Origin of the sequence: Streptomyces sp. NPDC059785, from assembly GCF_042732375.1 — a bacterium.
Classification (GTDB): domain Bacteria; phylum Actinomycetota; class Actinomycetes; order Streptomycetales; family Streptomycetaceae; genus Streptomyces.
On sequence record NZ_JBHWHV010000089.1, the window covers coordinates 15,352 to 31,557 of the forward strand.

General features: G+C 73.1%; 20 protein-coding genes. 17 read left to right on the forward strand and 3 right to left on the reverse strand.

What is annotated here, in order from left to right; all coding sequences use genetic code 11:
• The first annotated feature begins 20 nt into the window (after positions 1-20).
• Both ACFV6E_RS39740 and ACFV6E_RS39745 read left to right on the forward strand, forming a co-directional pair.
• A complete protein-coding gene (locus ACFV6E_RS39740; RefSeq protein ID WP_385171622.1) occupies positions 21-248 on the forward strand; it encodes a hypothetical protein in 228 nt (75 codons plus the stop codon).
• An 85-nt stretch (positions 249-333) separates the two neighbouring features.
• Positions 334-1,047 (forward strand): formylglycine-generating enzyme family protein, encoded by a 714-nt coding sequence (locus ACFV6E_RS39745; RefSeq protein ID WP_385468452.1) that lies wholly within the window; start codon positions 334-336, stop codon positions 1,045-1,047.
• 27 nt (positions 1,048-1,074) lie between these two features.
• On the opposite strand, the gene ACFV6E_RS39750 is transcribed toward ACFV6E_RS39745, so the two are convergent.
• Positions 1,075-1,512, reverse strand: coding sequence for a BON domain-containing protein (locus tag ACFV6E_RS39750; protein WP_385171617.1), 438 nt, complete (start codon positions 1,510-1,512; stop codon positions 1,075-1,077).
• A 210-nt stretch (positions 1,513-1,722) separates the two neighbouring features.
• Here ACFV6E_RS39750 and ACFV6E_RS39755 point away from each other — a divergent pair, with 210 nt between their 5' ends.
• From ACFV6E_RS39755 to ACFV6E_RS39770, 4 genes are all read left to right on the forward strand, one after another.
• The gene (locus tag ACFV6E_RS39755; protein WP_385171614.1) at positions 1,723-1,929 is read left to right on the forward strand and encodes a hypothetical protein; all 207 of its coding nucleotides are present in this window, start codon (positions 1,723-1,725) and stop codon (positions 1,927-1,929) included.
• 40 nt (positions 1,930-1,969) lie between these two features.
• Complete coding sequence (locus ACFV6E_RS39760; RefSeq protein ID WP_385468455.1) at positions 1,970-2,788, forward strand: methyltransferase domain-containing protein; 819 nt, start codon at positions 1,970-1,972, stop codon at positions 2,786-2,788.
• Between the two features lie 73 nt (positions 2,789-2,861).
• Positions 2,862-3,146 carry a hypothetical protein gene (locus tag ACFV6E_RS39765; RefSeq protein WP_385171608.1) on the forward strand — a complete coding sequence of 95 codons (285 nt, stop codon included), beginning with the start codon at positions 2,862-2,864 and terminating at the stop codon, positions 3,144-3,146.
• Positions 3,147-3,268: 122 nt separating this feature from the next.
• Positions 3,269-4,804, forward strand: coding sequence for an AMP-binding protein (locus ACFV6E_RS39770; protein ID WP_385468467.1), 1,536 nt, complete (start codon positions 3,269-3,271; stop codon positions 4,802-4,804).
• A gap of 46 nt (positions 4,805-4,850) precedes the next feature.
• On the opposite strand, the gene ACFV6E_RS39775 is transcribed toward ACFV6E_RS39770, so the two are convergent.
• Positions 4,851-5,636, reverse strand: a complete 786-nt coding sequence (locus ACFV6E_RS39775) for an ABC transporter ATP-binding protein (RefSeq protein WP_385171672.1) — start codon at positions 5,634-5,636, stop codon at positions 4,851-4,853.
• A 292-nt stretch (positions 5,637-5,928) separates the two neighbouring features.
• On the opposite strand from ACFV6E_RS39775, the gene ACFV6E_RS39780 reads away from it, so the two are divergent.
• The gene (locus ACFV6E_RS39780; protein WP_385468458.1) at positions 5,929-6,738 is read left to right on the forward strand and encodes an alpha/beta fold hydrolase; all 810 of its coding nucleotides are present in this window, start codon (positions 5,929-5,931) and stop codon (positions 6,736-6,738) included.
• 187 nt (positions 6,739-6,925) lie between these two features.
• Here the strand turns inward: ACFV6E_RS39780 and ACFV6E_RS39785 are convergent, their stop codons facing one another.
• The gene (locus ACFV6E_RS39785; protein ID WP_385468461.1) at positions 6,926-7,870 is read right to left on the reverse strand and encodes an alpha/beta hydrolase family protein; all 945 of its coding nucleotides are present in this window, start codon (positions 7,868-7,870) and stop codon (positions 6,926-6,928) included.
• 119 nt (positions 7,871-7,989) lie between these two features.
• Here ACFV6E_RS39785 and ACFV6E_RS39790 point away from each other — a divergent pair, with 119 nt between their 5' ends.
• The 10 genes from ACFV6E_RS39790 (at position 7,990) to ACFV6E_RS39835 (ending at position 16,148) form a co-directional block, all read left to right on the forward strand.
• A complete protein-coding gene (locus tag ACFV6E_RS39790) occupies positions 7,990-8,388 on the forward strand; it encodes a MerR family transcriptional regulator (RefSeq protein WP_385176343.1) in 399 nt (132 codons plus the stop codon).
• Positions 8,385-9,590, forward strand: a complete 1,206-nt coding sequence (locus ACFV6E_RS39795) for a cysteine desulfurase-like protein (RefSeq protein WP_385176346.1) — start codon at positions 8,385-8,387, stop codon at positions 9,588-9,590. Before ACFV6E_RS39790 ends, ACFV6E_RS39795 begins: the two co-directional genes overlap by 4 nt.
• A gap of 165 nt (positions 9,591-9,755) precedes the next feature.
• Positions 9,756-9,926 (forward strand): hypothetical protein, encoded by a 171-nt coding sequence (locus ACFV6E_RS39800; RefSeq protein WP_385176349.1) that lies wholly within the window; start codon positions 9,756-9,758, stop codon positions 9,924-9,926.
• A 229-nt stretch (positions 9,927-10,155) separates the two neighbouring features.
• On the forward strand, positions 10,156-11,823 hold the full coding sequence (locus ACFV6E_RS39805; protein WP_385176352.1) for a PP2C family protein-serine/threonine phosphatase: 1,668 nt from the start codon (positions 10,156-10,158) through the stop codon (positions 11,821-11,823).
• On the forward strand, positions 11,820-12,929 hold the full coding sequence (locus ACFV6E_RS39810; protein ID WP_385176355.1) for a B12-binding domain-containing protein: 1,110 nt from the start codon (positions 11,820-11,822) through the stop codon (positions 12,927-12,929). Before ACFV6E_RS39805 ends, ACFV6E_RS39810 begins: the two co-directional genes overlap by 4 nt.
• The gene (locus tag ACFV6E_RS39815) at positions 12,926-13,315 is read left to right on the forward strand and encodes an STAS domain-containing protein (protein WP_385176358.1); all 390 of its coding nucleotides are present in this window, start codon (positions 12,926-12,928) and stop codon (positions 13,313-13,315) included. The genes ACFV6E_RS39810 and ACFV6E_RS39815 overlap by 4 nt, the downstream gene beginning before the upstream one ends.
• A gap of 211 nt (positions 13,316-13,526) precedes the next feature.
• Complete coding sequence (locus tag ACFV6E_RS39820) at positions 13,527-13,892, forward strand: PRC-barrel domain containing protein (RefSeq protein ID WP_385176361.1); 366 nt, start codon at positions 13,527-13,529, stop codon at positions 13,890-13,892.
• Positions 13,893-14,101: 209 nt separating this feature from the next.
• Positions 14,102-14,473 carry an STAS domain-containing protein gene (locus ACFV6E_RS39825; RefSeq protein WP_385176364.1) on the forward strand — a complete coding sequence of 124 codons (372 nt, stop codon included), beginning with the start codon at positions 14,102-14,104 and terminating at the stop codon, positions 14,471-14,473.
• On the forward strand, positions 14,470-15,096 hold the full coding sequence (locus tag ACFV6E_RS39830; protein ID WP_385176367.1) for an ATP-binding protein: 627 nt from the start codon (positions 14,470-14,472) through the stop codon (positions 15,094-15,096). The genes ACFV6E_RS39825 and ACFV6E_RS39830 overlap by 4 nt, the downstream gene beginning before the upstream one ends.
• 125 nt (positions 15,097-15,221) lie before the next feature.
• The gene (locus ACFV6E_RS39835; protein ID WP_385468464.1) at positions 15,222-16,148 is read left to right on the forward strand and encodes a PRC and DUF2382 domain-containing protein; all 927 of its coding nucleotides are present in this window, start codon (positions 15,222-15,224) and stop codon (positions 16,146-16,148) included.
• The last annotated feature ends 58 nt before the right edge of the window (positions 16,149-16,206 follow it).

The window sequence follows — 16,206 nt, forward strand, 5'->3', positions numbered from 1 at the left end:
AGCCCCTCGTTCTGCCCGGCATGACCGATGCCTCGTCCCCACAGCGTCACGCGCGACTTCTGGGCGCCTACTGGCTCGACTCGCCCGTGCTCCCGCACGACCACTGTGTCTGCCGCGAGCGCCCGCTGCTGCCGGCGGGCCGCAGCTCCGTCAGACGCGTCCTGGGTCTGCGCGGCGCCATGGTCGGACTGGCCGTCCTCGTGATCGCGGCGGCGCTGGCCGCGGTGGCGCACCTCCAGACGGGCTAGACGGGACGGGTCCGGGGAGACGGTCGCCGGCCGTAGGAGCCCCGGCCCGTCCCGAGGAGATCAACTGCCCTGGAATCACCCGCTCATGGAGACGAAGCCGAAGAGACCGGGCGCGGCCGTCGAGCTGATCGCCGTCCCGGCCGGGCGGATCACCCTGTCGGACCGCAGGACCCGGCGCAGCTGGCCCGTCGCCCTCGAGCCCTACCGGCTCGCCGCCGTCCCGGTCACCCAGGCGCTCTACGCGCAGGTCACCGGCGACCGGCCGAGCGCGGCCGACGGCGACCGGCTCCCCGTGGAGAGCGTCTCCTGGTGGGACGCCGTCCGCTTCTGCAACGCCCTGTCCGCCCTGGAGGATCTCGCGCCCGCCTACCGCATCCGCCACGAGGGCGCGCCGGGCGACGGGCCGGAGGGCGAGGACGTCGCGTGGGACACCTCCGCCGACGGATACCGGCTGCCGACCGAGGCCGAGTGGGAACACGCCTGCCGGGCCGGCACGACCGGACCGCACCACGGGCCCCTCGACGACGTCGCCTGGTACCGCGACAACGCCGGGGAACGCAGCCACGAAGTCGGCGGCAGACAGCCCAACCCCTGGGGCTTCCACGACATGCTCGGCAACGTCTGGGACTGGTGCTGGGACCGCTACGACCCCGAGGTGTACGGCTGCTACCGGGTCCTGCGCGGCGGCGGCTGGTTCGACGAGCACTGGAGCTGCCGGGCGTCGGCACGGCGGCGCAGCCATCCCGCCTTCCGGGTCGACGACGTCGGGTTCAGGGTGGCGCGCTCCGTGCCGTCGTGAACCGGCCGGGGACATGAACACAGGCGCTCAGTGGGGCGCGCGCAGCACCAGCCCCTCGAAGGCGTCCTCCGGGCAGGTCAGCAGCGGGTGATTGGCCTTCAGGAGTTTGCCGGTGGCCTCCGTGTCGCCGTAGACCCGCTCCGCCAGATCGGCCAGCGACTCGCCCTCCCGCACGGTGACGAACCGGGGGGTGATGCCCTCCTGCCCGACGTCCACCCGGTCCTCCACCTCCGAGACCCCGGCCACGTTGCCGAGGGCCAGCAGGATCTTCTCCTTCTGCTCCTGTATGGCCGCGTCCCCGGTGACGATCACCCTGCCGTTCTCGACGCTCACCTGGAAGTGGTCGTTCGTCAGCCCCAGCACCTCCAGCCGGACCTTGAGCTGGGCCGCGGCCTTGTCCGCCTCCGTGGCCAGGGGAGCGTCCAGCTGGTGACCCAGTTCGGGCACGAATTCGTACGTCGCCATGCTCTTCCCTCATCCTGCCGTCCGAGTGCGGGCTTTCCCGCACTCAGTGGTACCCACCCTCCCTCACCCGCGGGCCGGCCGTGTGCGACCGGCCCGGCCGCGTCACCCTCCCGCGGACGCACAGGATCGTCACGCGCCCTTCACCGCGCGCCACTTTCCGGCGCCGGAATGCGGGCTACCCGTCAGAACAGGGCGTGCGAGGGAGTCGTCGTGGTCTTCATAGCTATGGGTATACCCCCGATGATGTTGGGTCTGCTGCTGGCCCTCGGCCGGTACGAGGACAAGTTGTTCGGCCCGGACGAGGCTCCGCGTCATGCGCGGCCCCACCGCCACCTCTTCCTGGTGCGGGGCAGCGGCTCCGGGGCCGGGGAGACCGGCCGGACCGCGGCGGAGCCGCGCGAGGCCGAGGCCGCCTGAGCCGCCGTACCGGCCGGCACGCGGCGACTACAGTGCCGGTATGGGACGTACGGGGCCGCGGTCGGCCTTCCGTACGGGGAACATGAGCGCCGGCGCGGTCGGCCGGCTGGTGGCCGCGCTCGACGCGCAGGCGGCCGCCGACGGAGTGCGCCGGCTGCGCGCGTGGGCCACGGGCGCGCCGGCCGCCCGGCCCGGCGAACGGGCCCTGGACATCGGCAGCGGCACCGGATCGCAGACCTGCGCGCTGGCCGCCGCCGTCACCGCGACGGGCGACGCCCTCGGCATCGAGCCCAACCCCGGACTGCGCGAGGTCGCCGGGCGGCGGGCGGCCGAGTCCGGCAGCACCGCCCGCTTCACCGACGGCGACGCCCTCGCCCTCGCCCTGCCGGACGCCTCCGTGGACGTGGTCTGGTGCGAACGCGTACTCCAGCACCTGGCCGAACCGCAGCGGGCGGTCGACGAGATCGCCCGGGTGCTGCGCCCGGGCGGCCGGGTCGTCCTGCTCGACACCGACTGGGCCACCACCATCGTGCACCCCGGCGATCCGGAGACCGTGGCCGCGCTCACCTCGGGCGCGCTCACCGCGGCGGCCAACCCGTACGCCGGACGCGGCCCGGTCGGTCAGTGCGCCGCCGCGGGCCTGGTGATCGACGACCGCGGGTCGCAGGCGCTGCTCCAGGACCACGCGTCGGTGGCCTGGCCGCTGGTGCGCGCGCTCGCCGAGTCGGCCGTGCGCCGGGGGAGTATCAGCGAGGAGCGGCGCGACCTGCTGTACGCCGATCTCACCGACGCGGCGGAGCGGGGCGCGCTGCACATGTCCGTGACGATGTTCGCGGTGGCCGCGCACCGGCCGGACTGACCCGGTGACAGCGGCCGGGCCCCAGCACGTGTCGCCACGGGGCGCGCCGGTCACCCGCCTAGTATCCGTCGCTGTGGCAGACACCTTCGACGAACTGGTCGAGAAACAGCAGGTAGCAGACTTGGCGAGCGTGAAGGTCCGGGAGCTGCGCGACCGGTACGGACCGCCGACGCAACTGGGCGGCTGGACCCCCAAGCAGACCGAGACGTACGAGACGGCGTGGCGGGCCTGGCGCGATCTGAGCCGGGACGTGCAGGCCGCCGTGGCCGACTACGCGAAGGCCCGCGGCATGGGCAGGGCCGAGGTCAGGACCGCCGTCCAGCAGCGCGCCGGCACCCCGGAAGCGCCCGACGCCTGACCGCGGCGCCCCGCCACGGCGGGCGCCCGCCGGTCGGGTGGCGCGGACGCACCGGGGTTGTCGGGAACCGCCGGGCCGTGGCCGGATGGAGCGGTACACCGTCCGACCTACGGGAGGCCATGATGTTCGTCCCCTTCGGGGCCCGTGATTTCCTGGACCGCGCCGCCACCGTGTACGGCGACCGGACCGGCGTCGTCGACGAACCGGACCAGCCCGCCGAGCCGTGGGACGGACTGACCTACCGCCGGGTGGCGGAGCTGGCGCGGGCCCAGGCGGCGGGACTCGACGCGCTCGGCGTGCCGCACGGCGCGCGCGTGGCGGTCGTCTCGCCCAACAGCGCCCGGCTGCTGACCTCGTTCTTCGGCGTGAGCGGCCACGGCCGGGTCCTCGTCCCGGTCAACTTCCGGCTGACGACGGACGAGGTCGGCTACATCGTCGATCACTCCGGCGCGAGCGTCCTGCTGGTCGACCCCGAGCTGACCGGCCGGCTCGACCGGGTCGCCTGCGAGCACCGCTACACCCTCGGGGCCGCCGCCGACGCGGAGCTGTACCGCTTCGGCACCGAGCCGCGGCCCTGGGAACCGGACGAGAACGCCACCGCGACCATCAACTACACCAGCGGTACGACGGCCCGCCCGAAGGGTGTGCAGATCACCCACCGCAACATCTGGGTCAACGCCGTCACCTTCGCCCTGCACGCGGGCGTCACCGACCGCGACGTCTACCTGCACACCCTGCCGATGTTCCACGCCAACGGCTGGGGCATGCCGTTCGCGATGTCCGCGCTCGGCGTCCGGCAGATCGTGCTGCGCAAGGTGGACGGCGCCGAGATCCTGCGCAGGGTGGCCGAGCACGGCGTCACGGTGATGTGCGCCGCGCCGGCCGTCGTGAACGCCGTACTGGCCGCCGCGCAGAGCTGGGACGGCGAGATCCCCGGCCGGGACCGGGTGCGGATCATCGTCGCCGGAGCGCCGCCGCCCACCAGGACGGTGGCCCGCGTGGAGTCCGAACTGGGCTGGGAGTTCATCCAGATCTACGGCCTCACCGAGACCTCGCCGCTGCTCACCGTCAACCGCGGCCGGGCCGAGTGGGACGGCCTCGGTCCCGGTGCGCGGGCGGAGAAACTGGTACGGGCCGGTGCGCCCGCGCTCGGCGTGACCCTGCGCACGGACGACGAGGGCGAGGTGCTCGCCCGCTCGAACGTGGTGCTGGAGGGGTACTGGGAGCAGCCGGAGGAGACGGCGCGGGCGCTGTCGGGAGGCTGGTTCCACACCGGGGACGGCGGCGCGATCGACGCGGACGGCTACCTCACGATCAGCGACCGCAAGAAGGACGTCATCATCACCGGCGGTGAGAACGTCTCCTCGATCGAGGTGGAGGACGTCCTCTTCGGCCATCCCGGCGTCGCCGAGGTCGCGGTCATCGGGGTGCCGCACGAGAAGTGGGGCGAGACCGTCAAGGCGCTCGTGGTCCTCGCCGCCGGGGCCGAGGCGACGGAGGAGGAGCTGATCCGGTACTGCAAGGAGCGGCTCGCCGGGTTCAAGGCGCCCACCACGGTGGAGTTCCGCACCCGACTGGCGCGCACGGCTACCGGCAAACTCCAGAAGTACAAGCTGCGCGAGCCGTACTGGGAGGGACAGGAGAGGGATGTCAACTGACGTGCCACGCAAGCCCGTTGATGGCCATGGGCGGTGTCCCGGTGGCTCAGGCGGCCCGTCCCGAGCGGGCCAGCCAGCGGCCCTCGTAGCGGCCGACCTCGATCGGCCGGCCGAAGCAGGCGGTCATCCGCTCCCCGGTGAGCACGTCGGCGACCGGCCCCGACGCCTGCACCCGGCCCTCCCGGAGCAGCAGCGCGTGCCCGATGGCGGGGGACAGCTCCTCCAGGTGGTGGGTGACGGTGATGGTGGCGAGGCCGGGACGGCCCTCGGCGAGCCGGCGCATCGAGTCGATGAGGTCCTCGCGCGAGGGCAGGTCGAGCGCGTTGAACGGCTCGTCGAGCAGCAGCAGCGCCGGGTCGGCCATCAGGGCGCGGGCGAGCAGGATCCGGGCCCGCTGGCCGCCCGAGCAGACCCCGTACGGCCGCTCGGCGAGCTCCTTGATCTCCAGCTCCGCCAGCAGCGCGTGCGCCCGCTCGCGCACCTCGGCGTCGTAACTGCGCCACAGCGGCTGCACCGTGCCGGTGTGGCCGGTGAGCACCACCGTGTGCCCGGTGGCGTCCTGCGGGACGCGCTGCGCGGAGGAGACCAGGCCGATGTGGGCGCGCAGTTCGCGCACATCGACCCGGCCGAGCCGGTGGCCCAGCACCTCGACGGTGCCGGTCGTGGGGTGCATCAGGGCGCCGATCAGCCGCAGCATGGTGGTCTTGCCCGCGCCGTTCGCGCCGAGCAGCGCCCAGTGCTCCCCGGAGCGGACCTGCCAGTCGATGCCGTCCAGGATGACCTGGTCGGTGGTGTAGCGGCGCACGCTCACGCCGCCGAGGGCGGCGACGATCCGCCTGTTCTCCGTGGCCTCCACGCTCACCGTCCGGCCTCCCGCGTCGTTGTCGGTCGTGCGCGGGACCACCGGGTCCTGCGCGCCTGCGCGACAGGTTAGCTGTGTCCTGCACTCATCTGGGAACCCGTCCGCTCCTCGGACAGGTTCGGGGCCTGGACTCGCCCGTTCGCCCTGGCCCCGCTCGCGAGAACGGGCGGGTGCCGGGCCCCCTCGTTACGATGGAAGTGATCTTGGTGTGCCTTCCGCCCGGCCGGGTCCGGAGAGGCCGACCGACGTCAGGAGGGCCGCCGTGGGCACGGTCGCCTTGAAGTCCGCGCGGCTCGCGGGAGGGCCCGTCCTGCCGTACGCCGAGGCGGGCCGCCCGGAGGGCGCACCCGTCGTCCTCGTGCACGGGCTCGGCGAGTCGTGGTGGACGTTCGAGCCGCTGCTGCGGCGGCTCCCGGCCGGTCTGCGCGTCTGCGCGCCCACCCAGCGCGGGCACGGCGACGCCGAGCGGCCCGCGGACGGCTACGACCCCGAGGACTACGCCCGCGACCTGGTGCGGTTCCTCGACGCCGTGGGCATCGGCCGGACCGTCCTCGTGGGCGCCGGCACCGGCGGGGTGCCCGCCCGGATCGTCGCCGGCGCCTACCCGGACCGGATCGCGGGCCTGGTGCTGAGCGGCGTACCGGCCACGCTCGACGACAAGCCGGGTGCCGCCGGGCTCCGGAAGGCCGTCGAGGAGCTGTCCGATCCGGTGCCGGCCTCGTTCGTCGCGGAGTTCCGGGAGCGGTGCGCCGGTCCGGCCGGCTCCTCCGTGGGGCGGGGCTTCCTCGCGACGATGGCCGAGGAGGCCGGCAAGCCGCCCGCACGGGTGTGGCGGGAGACCGTGCGGGGCCTGCTCGGCACCGACCTGGCGCGCACCCTGCGCGGCATCCTCGTCCCCACGCTCGTGCTCTGGGGAGACGCGGACACCTGTGTGCCGCGCGCCGACCAGCGCCAGATCCTCGACGCCGTACCCGGCGCCACCCTGGAGGTCTACGAGGGCGCCGGGCACGTCCTGCACTGGGAGCGGCCCGAGCGGCTGGCGCAGGACATCGCCGCGTTCGCCGCGCCCTAGGGCGTGTTGCGAAAGTCCCGCCTGCCGCGCGACGCCATGCACGCCCTCTCGCCGCACCGGGCGAAAGCCCGAGTACGTCCAGTACGAGGGCTTCCGCCTGGCACGCCGAGAGCGCGCACCTGACGCCGCGCGGCCCGCCCTTCGGGCGAACGACGGGACTTTCGCAACACGCCCTGGCCGCCCGCCCCTACTTGGACTCGATACGGCCCAGCGGATCGGCGCTCCCCGCGAGCGCCTCGCGCAGGGCCGGCCAGCCGGTGTCCTCGATGCCGAGCGCGTGGCGGAGGTAGGCCAGGGTGGCGCGCTGGACCAGGGCGACGCGTCCGGGGTTCTCGTCCGTCGTCTCCTTGGCCTCGTAACCGGCGATGCCGCCGAGCGAGTGCTCGGCCCCGAACAGGGTGAGCAGGCTCTTGTCGCCGGGGCTCAGGACGTAGGGGTCCGTCATCCAGTCCGGTCCCCGGACGGTCAGCGGGTTGTCGTCCCGGTCCCCGACGACCACGAGGGCCGGCGCGCTCATGTGCGCGAAGTCCGGGTTCAGGTACGGGAAGTTCTGCGCGGCGAACGGTGTCAGGTCGGCGCCGCCCCGCCCGGCCGTGGCGAGCAGCACGCCCGCCCCGACCCGCGGGTCGGACAGGTCCTCGCCCCGCCCGGTCCGCGGATCGAGGACGCGCAGCCCCAGCAGGTTGCCGACCGTCTGGCCGCCGAAGGAGTGCCCGGCGGCGGCGACACGGCTTCGGTCGACCCGTCCGGCGAGGCCGGGCACGGCGGCCTCCAGATCGTCGAGCCGGTCGAGGATCCGCTTCATGTCCTCCACCCGGAACCGCCAGATGCGGGGCGTGCGGGGGTCGTCGGCGGGGAGAGCCACGGTCCGTGAGTCGAGATGGGTGGGCTGGATCACCACGAACCCCTGCGCGGCCCAGAAGTCCGTCAGCGGGCCGTAGCCGTCCAGCGACGAGCCGAAGCCGTGCGAGAAGAGGAGCACCGGCAGCGCGCTTCCGGTCACGGGCGCGCAGACGCGCACCCTCAGGTCCTCCCCGCGGCCCGGCGCGGGCAGCACCACCGGCTTCACGGAGACGACGGGAGCGGAGGATGTCCCGGTTGCAGGAACGGGTGCGGGACGGGTGGCTGACATGGGTGTTTCCCTTCGGCTGATCGCGCCCGGGGCGGCCGGGCGGCTTCGTCACGCACGCTAGGACCTGACGCTGACGTCAGAGGCAAGTACGCTGGCCGGATCCGTACCGGGGAGGCACGATGCGTATCGGTGAGCTCGCCACCAGGGCGGGAGTCAGCGTCCGGGCGCTGCGCTACTACGAGGAGCAGCACCTGCTCGCCGCGGACCGCAGCCCCAGCGGCCAGCGCCACTATCCGGAGAGCGCCGTCGACCGCGTCCGGCTGATCCAGCAGCTCTACGCGGCCGGACTGCCGAGCAGGTCGATCCTCGAACTGCTGCCCTGCGTCGTCGATGGCAGGGCCACCCCGGAGCTGGTCGACCGGCTCACGGCCGAGCGGGAACGCATCGACCGGCAGATCGGCGAGCTGACCCGGGCCCGCGACCGGCTGCACACCGTCATCGGCAACGCCACCGCCAACTGGCGGACGGGACAGAGCTGCCGACCCCAGAGCCACGAATCCAGTGAGGAGCTTCGGTGACGTACGACGTCAGCGCGGTGCGCGAGCGGTTTCCCGCGCTCCGGGCAGGAACAGCCCACTTCGACGGGCCCGGCGGTACCCAGACCCCGGCGCCGGTGATCGAGGCCATGGCCAAAGCGCTCGGCGGCCCGCTGTCCGTCCGGGGCGGCGTCATGCCCGGCGAGATGGCCGCGGAGACACTTGTCGTCGGGTTCCGGCAGGCCATGGCGGACCTGCTCGGCGCCGAACCCGAGGGCATCGTCTTCGGCCGCAGCGCCACCCAGCTCACGTACGACTTCGCGCGGGCGCTGGCCGCGACCTGGGCGCCGGGCGACGAGGTGGTGGTCAGCCGTCTCGACCACGACGCGAACATCCGGCCGTGGATCCAGGCCGCCGAGCGGGCGGGCGCCGTGATCCGGTGGGCCGAGTTCGACCCGGCCACGGGGGAGCTGCCCGTGGCGGCCGTCGGCGGCCTGCTCACCGAGCGGACCCGGCTGGTCGCGGTCACCGCCGCCTCGAACCTGATCGGCACCTGCCCCGACGTCGCCGGTATAGCCGGCCTGGTGCACCGGACCGGCGCGCTGCTGTACGTCGACGGGGTGCACCGCAGCGCGCACGACCTCGTCGACGTCACGGAGCTGGGCGCGGACTTCTACGTCTGCTCGCCGTACAAGTTCTTCGGCCCGCACCACGGGGTCCTCGCCGCCCGGCCGGAGCTGCTGGGAACCCTCCGGCCGGACAAGCTGCTGCCTTCCACGGACGCCGTGCCGGAGCGGTTCGAACTGGGCACCCTGCCGTACGAGATGCTGGCCGGGACCCGCGCCGCCGTGGACTTCCTCGCCGGTCTCGCCCCGGCGGCCCAGGGCGCGCGGCGCGGCCGGCTGCGGTCCGCGTTCGCGGCGATCGGCGGCCACGAGACCGTGCTGCGCGAGCGGACGGAGCAGGCGCTGTCCGCGATGGACGGCGTCACCGTGCACTCCCGGGCCGCCGAGCGCACGCCCACCCTGCTGCTCACCTTCGACGGCCGCGCCGCCGCGGACGCGTACCGCTTCCTGGCGCGTACGGGGGTGCACGCGCCGGCCGGTTCCTTCTACGCGGTGGAGGCGTCGCGCCGGCTGGGGCTCGGGGACACCGGTGGCCTGCGGGTGGGGCTCTCGCCCTACAACGACGGCGATGACATCGACCGGCTGCTGACCGGACTGACCGACTTCCTGAAGTCCTGACATACGTCCATGAAGTCCTGACAAGCCGCCGGAAAACTCCAATTGCCTTGCCGCTCAATGGTGTTGATGTGAAGGCGGTCGACCGGAATTGTGTCGGCCGCCGTCTTGGGGGCATTCGGACCTCACCGATTCGAAAAGGCACATCACCTCGGAAGGGGCAGGTCCATGCTCGGTATCGTGGCCGCGGTTCTGCTGTTCATAGCGTTTCTCGTCAACGCGGCGGACGTCTCGACGAACGACGTGTTCACGTCGACCAACATCATGCTCATCGGGCTCGCGCTGCTGGCCCTGCACGTCGCGGGCATCGGCAGCGGCTGGGCGAGCCGCCGCCGCTGACGCGGGGCGGGTGCCCCGCGGCGGTCCGGCCCGGCCGGCCGTCGTCCCGGTGCCCGCCGCGCGGCCCGATCCATGGGCGCGACCGCACGTACAGTGGCGTTGATGCACTCGGTCCGGTGAGTTGCGGGAGGCGACTTGCAGCGGTGCCGTCCGGCGCGAGATGGTTGTCGGACGGAAACAGTCTTGTCGTCCGGAAAGGTGGTGGGCCCGCAGACGCGCGCCCTGACTTGTGGTCACTTCCCAGCAGTCCTCTGACAGCTCGCGTGACATCGGTCCAGGTGCGGCCTGGGGCGCCGCACCCTACCCCGTGGTGGTCACGGACCCATCCGGCGGTGTCGTCGAGGTGAATGCGGCCGCGGCGGCGCTCTTCCCCGACGCGGTCAGCGGAGCCTGGCTGGAGGACGTGGTCCCCGCGTGGATGGCGGACGCGCACGTCCGGATCCGGAGCCGCCCGGACACGGACGGACCCCCCGACCCCCGGCCCGCCGGGCACGGCCGGGTCGGCGACCGCACCTTCGAGGCGCATCCCACCCGCACCGACGGCGGCGACCTCATGTGGTGGCTGGTCGACGACACCGACCGGCGCCTGGCCGAGGAGGCCCTCGCCGGTGAACGCGCCCGCACCGCGTTCCTGGCCGGTGCCTCCAGCGCCCTGCTGGCCTCGCTCAACGTCGAGCGCTGCACCGAGGTCACGGCCCGGATGGCCGCCGAACACCTCGCGGACGCGGCCGTCGTCGTGGCCCCGCCGCGCGGCAACAGGCTGACGCTGACGTACTGCGGGCCCGACGGCGAGGTGCGGCACGAGACCGTGCGCGCGGAGTCCGAGGACGTCCCCGGACTCAGCGACGCGCTGCGCGGCTTCCCGCCCGTGCCGTCCCGGTGGATCGACCCGGCCGCCGTACCCGGCTGGGTGGTCCCGGAGAACTTCGCGGGACCGGTCGGTTCGGCGGTGGTCACCCCGCTGCCCGGACAGGGCGTACCGGCCGGCGCGCTCGTCCTGCTCCGCGCCGACGGCCGCCCGGTCTTCACGGAGGACGAGGAGGTCTTCGCCCGGCTCTTCGCGGCCCGGGCCGGCGCGGCGATGTCCGCGGCCCGGATGTACGCGGAACAGGCGGCCATCACCACGACGCTGATGCGCGAGCTGCTGCCGCCGCAACTGCACAGCGTGCACGGCGTGGAGTTCGCCGGCGCCTACCGCCCCTCGGGCCAGGCCGAACGCGTGGGCGGCGACTTCTACGACGTCCACCCCGGCACCGACCCGGACCAGGAGTCCCTGGTGGTGCTCGGGGACGTGTGCGGCAAGGGCCTGGAAGCGGCCGTGCTCACCGGGAAGATCCGCAACACCGTGCAGGCGCTGCTGCCGCTCGCCGACGACCACCAGCGCCTGCTGGGCCTGCTCAATGGCGCGCTGCTCAACTCGCACCACACCCGGTTCGCCACCCTGGCGCTGGCCTCCGTCGTCCGCCGCGGCGGCTCGGTCCGGCTGCGCGTCACCAGCGCCGGACATCCGCCGCCGCTGATCGTGCGGGCCGACGGCGAGGTCGAGAAGGTCGACACCCGGGGCACGCTGGTCGGCGCCTTCGAGGACGTCAGCTCCACCACCGCCGAGGTGACCCTGGCCTCCGGCGAGACCTGCCTGCTCTTCACCGACGGCATCACCGAGGCCAGGGGCGGACCCCTGGGCGACGAACTGTTCGGCGCCGAGCGGCTGGAGTCGGCCCTGACCCAGTGCGCCGGTATGCCCGCCGAGGCCCTGGTCGAGCACATCCAGATGCTCGCCTCGCAGTGGGTCGGCCGGGGCGCCCACGACGACATGGCGGTCGTCGCGGTCACCGCGCCGCACCACGCCCACCTCAGCGCGGTGAACGGCCGGACTCGGGGAAGGTTCACCGCATGACGACACTTCCCGCCGGCCCGGCCGCGACGCTCGAGGACGCCCGCGAGCTGCTGTGGTCGGCGGTCCGCGGCGGTGACGAGCACGGCGCCTCGGCCGTGGTCTTCGACGTCCTGGACTCGGGCGTCGACCCGGAGTCGATCCTGCTCGATCTGGTCGCCCCCGTGCAGGCCAGAGTCGGTACGGAGTGGGCGGCGAACCGGCTCACGGTCGCCCAGGAACACTCCGCCACCGCGATCCACGAACGGGTCATCGCCGCCCTCGCCCACCACACCGGCTACCGGACCGGCCACCCCGCGGGACCGGGCGGATCCCGCGTCACGGTCGCCTGCGTGGACGGCGAATGGCACGCCCTGCCCGCCCGGCTGCTGTCGGAGGTGCTGCGGCTGCGCGGCTGGCAGGTCGACTTCCTCGGCGCCCACGTACCCACCGCGCACCTCATAGCGCACCTGCACCAGACGGGCGCGCAGGCGGTCGCCCTGTCGTCGTCCATCCCCACCCATCTGCCGACGGCGCACACGGCCATCACCGCCTGCCAGGCGACCGGCGTCCCCGTCATCGTGGGCGGCGCCGCCTTCGGCCCCGACGGCGCCTACGCGCGCGCCCTGGGCGCCGACGCCTGGGCCCCCGACGCGCGGGCCGCGGCCGCCGCCCTCGAAGCGGGCCTCGCCCGGCCCGTAGCGCCCGCCCCGCACCAGCCCGTGGACGACCTGCCGCACCTCGCGGACCAGGAGTACACGCTGGTCGTCCGTACCAGCCGGCAGCTCGTGAAGCAGACGCTGACCGACTTGGAGGACCGCTTCACCCCCATGCGGGGCTACACCGAACGGCAGCGCCGGCACACCGCCGAGGACCTCGCCCACATCGTCGACTACCTGGCCACCGCGCTGTACGTCGCCGACGAGGGCCTGTTCACCCGGTTCATCCTGTGGACCGCCGACATCCTCGCCGCGCGCCGCGTCCCCCCGTCCGGTCTCGACCCGGCGCTCGATCTGCTGGCCGGGCAGCTCAAGGACTTCCCGCGCGCTTGTGCCCTGCTGGCCGCGGCGCGCAAGGCACTGCGCACCCACACGGCACCCGATGTCCCCGGCCCCGGAAAGCCCGCATGACGACCTTGCACCCACCGCCCTTCACGCTCTCCGTCGAGGCCGAGCCCGCACGCATCACGGTGCGCATCGCCGGAGACCTGGACTACGAGACCTGCGACGAGCTGCTGGACACCGTCGCGCCGTATCTGGACGAGCGCCGGGACGCCGCGGGGAGCCCCGATGAGTCGTCCCTGCACCTCGACTTCGGCGGCCTCGGCAGCATCGACTCCATGGGCCTGTCCGCGCTGCTGATGATCCGCCGGCGCTCCGACGCGTCCGGCGTCCGGCTCCGCCTGGAGCAGCGCCCCACCGCCCTGGAACGGCTGCTGGACATGACGGGCACCCTGCACTACCTCACCGCGCCGCGCGAGGAGAGCGACGGGCGGCAGGCACCCGGCACCGGCTGACGCCCGTCCGGCACCGGCTGACGCCCGTCCGGCGGCGGCTGACGCCCGTCCGGCGGCGGACGAAAAGCAGCCGAATGCGGAACCGTTCGGGGGGTATTGGCGCTGTGAGGCGGGACGGAGCGGATGCCGCGCTCCGCCGCCTGTGCCGGACGGTCGCTCGCCGTGGGTCCGTCGCCGGGCTGGAACAGCGGTGCAGCAGGAGAGGAGCAGCGTGACCATCGAAGGAATCTGGTCGTACCCGCCGCAGTGCAGATATGCGCAGGGGCAGGAACTCACGGGGTACTCGGTCGAGGCGACGGACGGGACCATAGGGCATGTGGACCGGCAGGCCGATGGTTCCGGAATGCGTCATCTGATCGTCGACACGGGTGTGTGGGTGTTCGGCAAGAGCGTCCTCGTGCCCGTCGGCGTCGTCAAGGGCATCGACACCGAGGCCCAGAAGATCAGCGTGGTGTGCACCAGGGAAGAGGTCAAGTCGGCCCCGCTGTTCAAGACCGACAGCGAGACCCTGGACCCCGACTACCTTGACCGGGTGGGCAGTTACTACGAGAGCCTGCCCCCTCGGCAGCCCGCCTGAGCGGCCCCCGGGGGACGACGCCGGGCCCCCGGCCCGCCGGACGCGCGCCACGGACGCCCCCGTCGCGCGCCGTCCGGCGGCGCGGGCGGCACGGCGACCGGAGAGCGGCCGTAATCCGTTCATATGCTGAAGGGAACGCGGGGCGAGTGCGACCCGTGATATCCATCCATATGATTGCCTGCGCACAGGCGGAACAGAAAGAGTGTGTGATGCACGACGAGTTGGAGGCCACTGTCACGCACGACTCGGCCCAGGACTCCTTCGTCGTACGGGTGGGAGGCGACATCGACTACGCGAGTGCCTCGCGGCTGACGGAGGCGCTGGACCACGCCCTGCGGGTCGGTGCCTCGCGCACGATCGTCGATCTGTCGGGCGCGGGATTCGCCGACTCGTCGATCCTGCACGTTCTGCTCGAAGCGCAGCGTGCGCACCGGGCCTGCGGAACGCCCATGGTTGTTTCCGGGCCGTTCAGCGACATCGTCAGGAGGCTGTTCGACGTGACGGGGACCGCGGGTTTCTTCGTGCTGGCCGACACCATGCAGGCCGCGATGGACCTGCCGCACACGGCGACCGAGCGGTGAGCCCGGTCCACCGGCTGCCCGCCGGCTCCCGCGGTCCCGAGGGACAGGGACACGGGGAAACGGACGACCGCGACACGGCGACGCTGGACCGCGACACCGCGACCCTGGACCGCGACACGGCGACGCCGGTGCGCGACACCGCGACCCTGGACCGGGACACCGCAACCCTGGAGCGGGTCGGTGAGCCGGGCCCGGCCGTCGTCGTCACCGGTCCCGCGGCGGCGCCCCCGCGGCCGCCGTCCGCCGTCACCACCGCGGCGGCCGCCCGCCAGTACGTGAAGACCCTCGTGCGCGAGGAGTGGAACTCCCGGGCCCCGGCGGCGAGCGAGGAGGCGGTCATCGACCTGCTGCTCGTCGTCTCCGAGATGGTCACCAACGCGATACGGCACGGTGAGGGCCTCGCCGGATTCCACGCGACGCTGACCGACGACGGGATGCGGCTGGCCGTGCGCGACAACAGCGAGGTCATCCCCGTCGGCGTCTACGGTTCCGGCGCCGTCCCCCGCAAGCACACCGGGAACGGCTACGGGTGGCCGCTCATCATCCGGCTCGCCCGCGAGATCGAGGTCGAGCGATGCCCCGGCGGCGGCAAGACGATCAGTGTCCTGGTTCCGCTGACCTGACCCGGCCTTTGCCGCTTTCAATATTTGAATCGCACACTGCCCACTTATGTGGCATTTGGGTGTTTTGCGCCATTCGTGAAGGTCACCCGTACAGGGAGCCGAACGCGGAAGGAGGGTGAGGAACAGTGATCACCCAGGAGCAGATCCCCGAGGTGCTGGAACATCCGGTCTACGACGCCCAGGGCAAGAAGGTCGGCGACGCGAAGCACGTCTTCTTCGACGACGCCACGGGGCGCCCCGAGTGGGTCACGGTCAAGACGGGGCTCTTCGGTACGCACGAGTCGTTCGTGCCGATCCGCGAGGCGTCCCTGGTCGAGGACCACGTCGAGGTGCCGTACCCGAAGGACAAGATCAAGGACGCGCCGAACGTGGACGTCGACAACGGGGGCCACCTCTCCGAGGACGAGGAGCACCGGCTGTACGACTACTACGGCATCGACTGGGACCAGGCCTGGCAGCAGGCCGAACAGCGCAATGCGGGCGGCGGCTACGGCACGGCGGACACGGCCGGAACCGCCGGCATGGCCGGCGCGGCGGGCATGGCCGGTCTGGGCGCCGAGCGGAACGCCCGCCAGGACATGGACACCGGCCGCGGCACGGACGCCCGCCAGGGCATGACGGACGAGTCGGCGCGCACCCTCGGCAGGGACGACGCCATGACCCGGTCCGAGGAGCGCATGCACATCGGAGCCGAGAGGTATCCGGCCGGACGCGCCCGGCTGCGCAAGTACGTGGTGGTCGAAGACGTCGAGGGCACGGTCCCGCTGCGCCACGAGGAGGTCCGCGTGGTGCGCGAGCCGATCACCGAGGGCAACGTGGACGACGCCCTGTCCGGCCCGGAGATCGCCGAAGCCGAGTACGAGGTCACGCTCTACGCCGAGCAGCCCGTCGTGGAGATCGAGACGGTACCCGTCGAGCGCGTGCGCATGACCACCGAGGAGCTCACCGAGGAGGAGACCATCACCGGACAGGTGCGCAAGGAGAGGATCGAAGCCGACGGCGTCGCCTACGACGAGGACGACGACCTGAAGAACCGCCGCCCGGGTCAGTAGCGAGCGGCACCGCACACTCGTTTGCCGCTGTCGCCCGCCCGGTCACCGCAGGTGTGAC

What these genes read in the sequence shown, in the direction of transcription:
- ACFV6E_RS39740 (WP_385171622.1), top strand. Translation starts at nt 21, where the DNA reads ATGACCGATGCCTCGTCCCCACAGCGTCACGCGCGACTTCTGGGCGCC.
- ACFV6E_RS39745 (WP_385468452.1), top strand. Translation starts at nt 334, where the DNA reads ATGGAGACGAAGCCGAAGAGACCGGGCGCGGCCGTCGAGCTGATCGCC.
- ACFV6E_RS39750 (WP_385171617.1), bottom strand. Translation starts at nt 1,512, where the DNA reads ATGGCGACGTACGAATTCGTGCCCGAACTGGGTCACCAGCTGGACGCT.
- ACFV6E_RS39760 (WP_385468455.1), top strand. Translation starts at nt 1,970, where the DNA reads ATGGGACGTACGGGGCCGCGGTCGGCCTTCCGTACGGGGAACATGAGC.
- ACFV6E_RS39770 (WP_385468467.1), top strand. Translation starts at nt 3,269, where the DNA reads ATGTTCGTCCCCTTCGGGGCCCGTGATTTCCTGGACCGCGCCGCCACC.
- ACFV6E_RS39785 (WP_385468461.1), bottom strand. Translation starts at nt 7,870, where the DNA reads ATGTCAGCCACCCGTCCCGCACCCGTTCCTGCAACCGGGACATCCTCC.
- ACFV6E_RS39790 (WP_385176343.1), top strand. Translation starts at nt 7,990, where the DNA reads ATGCGTATCGGTGAGCTCGCCACCAGGGCGGGAGTCAGCGTCCGGGCG.
- ACFV6E_RS39800 (WP_385176349.1), top strand. Translation starts at nt 9,756, where the DNA reads ATGCTCGGTATCGTGGCCGCGGTTCTGCTGTTCATAGCGTTTCTCGTC.
- ACFV6E_RS39810 (WP_385176355.1), top strand. Translation starts at nt 11,820, where the DNA reads ATGACGACACTTCCCGCCGGCCCGGCCGCGACGCTCGAGGACGCCCGC.
- ACFV6E_RS39815 (WP_385176358.1), top strand. Translation starts at nt 12,926, where the DNA reads ATGACGACCTTGCACCCACCGCCCTTCACGCTCTCCGTCGAGGCCGAG.
- ACFV6E_RS39825 (WP_385176364.1), top strand. Translation starts at nt 14,102, where the DNA reads ATGCACGACGAGTTGGAGGCCACTGTCACGCACGACTCGGCCCAGGAC.